Below are 6,019 nucleotides of genomic sequence, written 5' to 3' on the forward strand. Positions count from 1 at the left end.
AGTCTCACCGATCGAGCTGTTCGTTGCATGCCCGACAGACTCGCACGCTGCGGCCGTCTTCGAGGCGGCGCTTGCCCATGCGCACGGGGGCATTGCACTTGTCGCACATAATCATGAGGTTGGAGCGATGAATGGGCGCCTCTTTCTCCACGATTCCCGCTGCCGTCTGCGGCCCACGGGCCTTGGAGTGGCGCTTCACCATGTTCAAGCGCTCGACGGTCACCCGCTCGCGCTCGGGAAAGACGCGGAGCACCTTACCGGTCTTGCCGCGGTCTCGTCCGGCGATGACCATCACCGTGTCGTTTTTGCGGATCGTTGCGCGCATCGTACCGATCTCCGTGCAGCCTCAGATCACCTCGGGCGCCAGCGAGAGAATCTTCATGAACCGCTTGGCCCGCAGCTCGCGCGCCACCGGTCCGAAGATACGGGTACCGACGGGTTCACGCTGGTTGTCGATCAGGACGGCGGAGTTGGAATCGAACTTGATGTACGACCCGTCCGGCCGGCCCACTTCCTTGGTGGTCCGGACAATCACCGCCTTCATGACGTCGCCCTTCTTGACTTTCGCGTTTGGGATCGCCTCCTTGACCGACACGACGATGATATCGCCGAGCGAGGCGTACCTGCGCCGTGAGCCGCCGAGCACCTTGATGCACAGCACCTTGCGCGCTCCCGAGTTGTCCGCCACGTCGAGGATCGTTTCCGACTGCACCATTTCCGTCTCCGCCGGCCGCGCCGCGCCTTCCCGTCACTCCGCCTTGACGAGGACGGTACGCACCGTCCATCGCTTGTCCCGGCTGAGGGGACGAGTTTCCGCGATCAAGACCCGGTCGCCCACGCCGCAGCGGTTCTGCTCGTCGTGCGCTTTCACCTTGTCGCGTCGCTTGAGGTATTTCTTGTACTTAGGGTGCTGGACGAGGCGCTCGACCGCGACGACGACGGTTTTGTCCATCTTGTCGCTGAGGACGACCCCTTCCCTGGTTTTCGCTTTGCCACGCATCTTATGCCATCCGTCACGCGCCGGCCGGCTGCCGTCGCTGTCGTTGTATCGTGCGCACCCGCGCGATATCTCGTCTGGTCTGTTCCAGTCGGGCCGGGCTTTCGAGTTGATTGGTGCGGTGGCGGAGCCGCAAGAGAAACAGCGACTCGCGCAGTTCGCGCTCCTTAACTTCGAGCTCGGCGTCGCTCAGATCACGCAACTCACGCGGCCGCATGACCACCTCCGCCACTGGCATGTCGTTCCCGGTACTGCGTTGGAATCGAGAGCTTGTGCGCCGCGAGACGGAAGGCCTCGCGGGCAACTTCCGGGGACACGCCTTCCATCTCGAAGAGCATGCGTCCCGGCTTGACGACGACCACCCAGATCTCCGGCGACCCCTTCCCCTTGCCCATGCGCGTTTCCGCAGGCTTCTTGGTGAGCGGCTTATCGGGGAAGACGCGGATCCAGACGCGACCGCCGCGTTTGATATGCCTGGTCAGGGCGACGCGTGCCGCTTCCAGCTCGCGTGCCGTGACCCAGCCACGCTCGGTGGCCTGCAGGCCGAAGTCGCCAAAGGCGAGCGCAGAGCCTCGCCAGGCGAGGCCCGGCCGGCGCCCCTTCTGCTGCTTGCGGTACTTGACCTTTTTCGGTGCCAGCATGATGTCAACGTCCCCGGCGCATTACGCCCCGGCTGCGGCCTTCTGCTTGTCCTCGTCTCGGGTCAGCACCTCGCCGCGGAAGATCCACGCCTTGATACCGATGACCCCGTACGTCGTCTTCGCCTGCGCGAACCCGTAACTGATGTCGGCGCGCAGCGTGTGCAACGGCACGCGCCCCTCGCGGTACCACTCGGTCCGGGCGATCTCGGCGCCGCCGAGCCGGCCGGCGCACTGCACCTTGACCCCGAGGGCGCCCATGCGCATGGCGCGGCCCACGGCTTCCTTCATGGCGCGCCGGAAGGCAACGCGGCGTTCGAGCTGCAGCGCCACGTTCTCAGCGACGAGCTGCGCGTCGACATCCGGCCTGCGGACCTCGTGGATATTGATGAACGATTCGCGTTTGGTGATTTTGGCGATTTCGCTTTTGAGCTTATCGATTTCGGCGCCTTTCTTTCCGATCACGATGCCCGGGCGAGCGGTGTAGATGTTGATTTTCGCTTTGTTCGCCGCCCGTTCGATCTCCACCTTGGAGATGCCCGCGTGGTAGAGACGATCCTTGAGGAACTTCCGCAGCCGCAGGTCCTCGTGGAGCAGGTCGGCGTAGTCGCGCCGGCCGAACCACTTGGAATCCCAGGCCTCGATAACCCCGAGGCGAAATCCTTTTGGGTGGACCTTCTGACCCATAGCTCCCTCTAGGCGCCGCGCGTCCGCTCGCCGACGACGATCGTTATGTGGCTGGTGCGCTTGCGCAGCGGTGTCGCGCGTCCATGGGCGCGCGGCAGGAAGCGCTTCAGCGTTGCGCCGCCGTCGACCGTCGCCGACCGGACGTAAAGCGCGTCGACGTCCACCCGCTGTGCCTGTTCGGCATTGGCAACCACCGACTTAAGCGTCTTGGTTACCATTCGGGCGGCCTTCTTCGGCACGAAATCCAGTATCATCAGAGCTTCGCCCACGCTCTTGCCACGGATGAGGTCCACGACCAGGCGGGCCTTGCGGGGCGCAATGCGCAGGTGTCGGCTTACGGCTCGTGCTTCCATCCGGCCCTCACTTCCCGCCCGCACTCACTTCTTAACCTCGGCCTTACGGTCGCCCGAGTGGCCGTGGAAGGTGCGGGTTGGAGAAAACTCGCCGAGTTTGTGCCCGACCATATTCTCGGAAACGTAGACCGGGATGAATTTCCGGCCGTTGTGAACCGCAAACGTGTGCCCGATCATGTCCGGTGTAATCGTCGACCGTCGCGACCAGGTCTTGATGACCCGTTTATCGCGCGCCGCGTTCATCGCGTCCACCCTGGCGGCGAGATGACCGTCCACAAATGGCCCTTTCTTGACCGACCGCGCCATCCCGGTGCTCCTACTTCGTCCGCCGCTTCACGATGAAGCGGTCCGTGCGCGGGTTATGCCGCGTCTTGTATCCCTTGGCCGGTTGTCCCCACGGCGACTGCGGGTGATTGCCCTTCGACCGGCCCTCACCTCCGCCGTGCGGATGGTCGACCGGGTTCATGGCCATACCGCGGACCCGAGACCGTCGGCCGAGCCAGCGTACGCGGCCCGCTTTGCCGAGTGAAACGTTTTCGTGTTCGACGTTACCCACCTGGCCGATGGTCGCCCGGCAGGAAAGCGGAACATAGCGCAGTTCCCCCGAGGGCAGTTTCAACAGGGCTTTCGCGCCCTCCTTCGCCATCAACTGTGCCGCAGTCCCGGCGCTACGGGCCAATTGCCCACCGCGGCCCGGTTTCAGCTCCACGTTGTGGACCATGGTACCGGTCGGAATCAACTGGAGCGGCATTGCGTTACCGGGCTTGATATCCGCCCCTTCCCCGGCCGTCACCCGGTCCTCCACCTTCAGTCCGACAGGCGCCAACACGTAACGCTTCTCCCCGTCGGCATATGCCAGCAGGGCGAGGCGAGCGGAGCGATTGGGATCGTACTCCAGGGCGGCCACGCGGGCCGGAATCTGGTCCTTGCGCCGCTGGAAGTCGACGACTCGGTAGCGCCGCTTGTGGCCGCCGCCGCGATGCCGCATGGTCATGCGACCGAGGGCGTTGCGACCGCCGCGGCGCTTCTTGGGCGCCAGCAACCGGCGTTCGGGTTCCTTATCGGCAAGCTCCGAGAAGTCCGCAACCGTTTGGAAGCGGCGCCCGGGCGAGGTCGGTCTGTATTGGCGAACCGGCATGATCAAACGGCCTCGTAGAAGTCGATGCGTTGGCCGGCGGCAAGCGTCACGTAAGCCTTCTTCCAGTTCGGTCTCTGGCCGCGCCACTTGCCGACGCGTCGCATCTTGCCAAGGTAATTAATGGTCCGCACCTGCTCCACCTTGACCTTGAAAAGAGTTTCGACGGCACGGCGGATATCGTGTTTGCTGGCATCGCGGCGCACCCGAAAAACGAATTGGTTACCCTGCTCGTTGACGAGTGTGCCCTTCTCGGTGATCAGCGGGGCGTAGATGATGTGACCGAGATCAATCATGCTCCCACTCTCGCTTCCAGTGCGCGGATCGCCTCCGGCGTCAGGATGAGCCGCTCGTAGCGGAGGATATCGTAGACGTTGGCGCCGTCGACGCGCAGCACCTTGATCTTGGGAAGGTTGCGGGCAGCCCGCTCGAGACTCTCGTCGCGGCCGGCGATGACGATGAGGGCGCTTCGCACCTGGAGCTGAGCGGCGACGGCGGCGAGCAGCTTCGTCTTCGGTGCATCGAGAGCGATCCGGTCGACGACCAGAAGTTGCCCATCGCGAACCTTGGCCGCCAGGGCCGCGCAAAGGGCCGCCTTGCGGGCTGTAGCAGGCAGCCGGTAGGAATAGTCGCGCGGCTGCGGGCCGAAAACCGTCGCACCGCCGGCCCAGATGGGCGATCGGCTGCTGCCGGCTCGTGCGCGACCGGTACCCTTCTGGCGCCACGGCTTCTTCCCGCCCCCGCTAACGAAGCCGCGCGTCTTAGTGGCGTGGGTTCCCGCCCGTCGGTTCGCCATCTGCATCTTCACGGTTTCGTAGAGCAGATGCCGTCTCACGGGCCCACCGAACAGCGCTGCTGGCAGGGTTACTTCCCCCACCGCTTCGTTGCGCTGGGAAATCAACGGTACCGTTCTTGCGTCAGTCACGGCGCGCCCTCTTCACGGCCGGGCGGACCACGACGATGGCGTTACGCGCCCCCGGCACGGCCCCGCGCACCAGCAGCAGATGTTCGGCTGCCTTGACCGCGATGACTTCGAGGTTCTGCGTCGTCACCCGCTCGTTGCCGTACTGCCCAGCCATGCGCTTGCCCTTGAACACGCGCCCCGGGAAGGACCGATTTCCAATCGACCCGCCGTGGCGGAAGTACTCGTGCGTACCGTGGCTTCCGGGGAATCCCCCGAACCTGTGCCGCTTGATCACGCCGCTGAAGCCGCGCCCTTTGGTGGTTCCGGTGACGTCGACCCGGTCGCCCGCGGTAAAGATCGCATCGACGGTGATCTCCTGACCGAGATTGTAGGCGGTCTCCGAATCGTCAGGGTCGAATTCGCGTAGGACCTGGAACACACCCTTGCCGGCTTTCACGCAATGCGCACGGTAAGCTTTCGTTGCGCGCTGGGGCTTGCGTTCGCCGAAGCCCAGTTGCAGGGCGACGTAGCCGTCCCGGTCCCGGCGCTTCGCCTGCACCACCGTGCACGGGCCGGCCTGGATGACAGTTACGGGAATCAACTGTCCTTTGTCATCGAACAGTTGCGTCATGCCGAGTTTCTTGCCGATCAATCCGATCATGGCCTTCCGGAGTTCGCGTCGCCCCGCCTCGTGTCGCTCACTGGAGTTTAATCTCGACGTCGACGCCCGCCGCGAGGTCCAGCTTACCCAGCGCGTCGATGGTCTGCTGGGTGGGCTCAAGTATGTCCAGTAGTCGTTTATGCGTCCGGATCTCGAATTGCTCGCGCGACTTCTTGTCCACGTGGGGCGAACGGTTCACGGTGAACCGTTCGACGTGCGTGGGCAGTGGGATGGGCCCCGCCACGCGACCACCGGTCTGCCGTACCGTCTCGACGATTTCCTTCACCGACTGGTCGAGCAGCCTGTGATCGTACGCCTTGAGGCGAATCCGTATGCGTTCGTTCATGCCCATATTCGGCTACCACCGCACCCCGTTGAGACTGTTCAGTCGCCCCTTGCGCGTGCTCTCCGTCAACTTCGCAACTTCTGCCCTTACTCGATGATCTTAGCGACGACGCCGGCACCGACCGTGCGTCCGCCCTCGCGAATCGCAAACCGCAGCCCCTCGTCCATCGCGATCGGCGTGATCAGCGCCACCGACACCCGCACGTTGTCCCCCGGCATCACCATCTCCGTCCCCTCCGGCAACGTCACCACCCCCGTCACGTCCGTCGTCCGAAAGTAAAACTGCGGCCGATACCCCT

The 6,019-nt window shown here is 64.4% G+C and carries 14 protein-coding genes; all 14 read right to left on the reverse strand.

The window, feature by feature from the left end:
* Positions 1 to 4 precede the first annotated feature (4 nt).
* A complete protein-coding gene (gene rplX / locus L6Q96_20695; GenBank protein MCK6556969.1) occupies positions 5 to 325 on the reverse strand; it encodes a 50S ribosomal protein L24 in 321 nt (106 codons plus the stop codon).
* A gap of 21 nt (positions 326 to 346) precedes the next feature.
* Positions 347 to 715 carry a 50S ribosomal protein L14 gene (rplN, locus tag L6Q96_20700; GenBank protein MCK6556970.1) on the reverse strand — a complete coding sequence of 123 codons (369 nt, stop codon included), beginning with the start codon at positions 713 to 715 and terminating at the stop codon, positions 347 to 349.
* A gap of 33 nt (positions 716 to 748) precedes the next feature.
* Positions 749 to 1,000, reverse strand: a complete 252-nt coding sequence (gene rpsQ / locus L6Q96_20705; GenBank protein ID MCK6556971.1) for a 30S ribosomal protein S17 — start codon at positions 998 to 1,000, stop codon at positions 749 to 751.
* 13 nt (positions 1,001 to 1,013) lie between these two features.
* Positions 1,014 to 1,214, reverse strand: a complete 201-nt coding sequence (rpmC, locus tag L6Q96_20710; GenBank protein ID MCK6556972.1) for a 50S ribosomal protein L29 — start codon at positions 1,212 to 1,214, stop codon at positions 1,014 to 1,016.
* The gene (gene rplP, locus L6Q96_20715; protein MCK6556973.1) at positions 1,201 to 1,638 is read right to left on the reverse strand and encodes a 50S ribosomal protein L16; all 438 of its coding nucleotides are present in this window, start codon (positions 1,636 to 1,638) and stop codon (positions 1,201 to 1,203) included. Before rplP ends, rpmC begins: the two co-directional genes overlap by 14 nt.
* A 21-nt stretch (positions 1,639 to 1,659) precedes the next feature.
* On the reverse strand, positions 1,660 to 2,322 hold the full coding sequence (gene rpsC / locus L6Q96_20720; protein ID MCK6556974.1) for a 30S ribosomal protein S3: 663 nt from the start codon (positions 2,320 to 2,322) through the stop codon (positions 1,660 to 1,662).
* 8 nt (positions 2,323 to 2,330) lie between these two features.
* Positions 2,331 to 2,675, reverse strand: a complete 345-nt coding sequence (gene rplV / locus L6Q96_20725) for a 50S ribosomal protein L22 (protein ID MCK6556975.1) — start codon at positions 2,673 to 2,675, stop codon at positions 2,331 to 2,333.
* A gap of 24 nt (positions 2,676 to 2,699) precedes the next feature.
* Positions 2,700 to 2,981 (reverse strand): 30S ribosomal protein S19, encoded by a 282-nt coding sequence (gene rpsS, locus L6Q96_20730; protein ID MCK6556976.1) that lies wholly within the window; start codon positions 2,979 to 2,981, stop codon positions 2,700 to 2,702.
* 10 nt (positions 2,982 to 2,991) lie between these two features.
* Positions 2,992 to 3,813: a 50S ribosomal protein L2 gene (gene rplB / locus L6Q96_20735; protein MCK6556977.1), complete on the reverse strand. Its 822-nt coding sequence runs from the start codon at positions 3,811 to 3,813 to the stop codon at positions 2,992 to 2,994.
* A gap of 2 nt (positions 3,814 to 3,815) precedes the next feature.
* Positions 3,816 to 4,106 (reverse strand): 50S ribosomal protein L23, encoded by a 291-nt coding sequence (gene rplW, locus L6Q96_20740; protein ID MCK6556978.1) that lies wholly within the window; start codon positions 4,104 to 4,106, stop codon positions 3,816 to 3,818.
* Positions 4,103 to 4,711 carry a 50S ribosomal protein L4 gene (gene rplD / locus L6Q96_20745; protein ID MCK6556979.1) on the reverse strand — a complete coding sequence of 203 codons (609 nt, stop codon included), beginning with the start codon at positions 4,709 to 4,711 and terminating at the stop codon, positions 4,103 to 4,105. The genes rplW and rplD overlap by 4 nt, the downstream gene beginning before the upstream one ends.
* Positions 4,712 to 4,727: 16 nt before the next feature.
* Positions 4,728 to 5,375, reverse strand: a complete 648-nt coding sequence (rplC, locus tag L6Q96_20750) for a 50S ribosomal protein L3 (protein MCK6556980.1) — start codon at positions 5,373 to 5,375, stop codon at positions 4,728 to 4,730.
* Positions 5,376 to 5,412: 37 nt separating this feature from the next.
* Positions 5,413 to 5,721, reverse strand: a complete 309-nt coding sequence (gene rpsJ, locus L6Q96_20755) for a 30S ribosomal protein S10 (GenBank protein MCK6556981.1) — start codon at positions 5,719 to 5,721, stop codon at positions 5,413 to 5,415.
* An 86-nt stretch (positions 5,722 to 5,807) separates the two neighbouring features.
* Positions 5,808 to 6,019, reverse strand: a 212-nt coding sequence (tuf, locus tag L6Q96_20760) for an elongation factor Tu (protein ID MCK6556982.1), incomplete at its 5' end; no start/stop codon positions are given.

Source organism: Candidatus Binatia bacterium (genome assembly GCA_023150935.1).
GTDB lineage: Bacteria > Desulfobacterota > Binatia > HRBIN30 > HRBIN30 > JAKLJW01.

Excerpts from the sequence above, each read along its gene's own strand:
- rplB (MCK6556977.1), bottom strand. The coding sequence starts at position 3,813 with ATGCCGGTTCGCCAATACAGACCGACCTCGCCCGGGCGCCGCTTCCAA.
- rplX (MCK6556969.1), bottom strand. The coding sequence starts at position 325 with ATGCGCGCAACGATCCGCAAAAACGACACGGTGATGGTCATCGCCGGA.
- rpsQ (MCK6556971.1), bottom strand. The coding sequence starts at position 1,000 with ATGCGTGGCAAAGCGAAAACCAGGGAAGGGGTCGTCCTCAGCGACAAG.
- rplN (MCK6556970.1), bottom strand. The coding sequence starts at position 715 with ATGGTGCAGTCGGAAACGATCCTCGACGTGGCGGACAACTCGGGAGCG.
- rplV (MCK6556975.1), bottom strand. The coding sequence starts at position 2,675 with ATGGAAGCACGAGCCGTAAGCCGACACCTGCGCATTGCGCCCCGCAAG.
- rplP (MCK6556973.1), bottom strand. The coding sequence starts at position 1,638 with ATGCTGGCACCGAAAAAGGTCAAGTACCGCAAGCAGCAGAAGGGGCGC.
- rpsC (MCK6556974.1), bottom strand. The coding sequence starts at position 2,322 with ATGGGTCAGAAGGTCCACCCAAAAGGATTTCGCCTCGGGGTTATCGAG.
- rpmC (MCK6556972.1), bottom strand. The coding sequence starts at position 1,214 with ATGCGGCCGCGTGAGTTGCGTGATCTGAGCGACGCCGAGCTCGAAGTT.
- rplC (MCK6556980.1), bottom strand. The coding sequence starts at position 5,375 with ATGATCGGATTGATCGGCAAGAAACTCGGCATGACGCAACTGTTCGAT.
- rpsJ (MCK6556981.1), bottom strand. The coding sequence starts at position 5,721 with ATGAACGAACGCATACGGATTCGCCTCAAGGCGTACGATCACAGGCTG.
- rplW (MCK6556978.1), bottom strand. The coding sequence starts at position 4,106 with ATGATTGATCTCGGTCACATCATCTACGCCCCGCTGATCACCGAGAAG.
- rpsS (MCK6556976.1), bottom strand. The coding sequence starts at position 2,981 with ATGGCGCGGTCGGTCAAGAAAGGGCCATTTGTGGACGGTCATCTCGCC.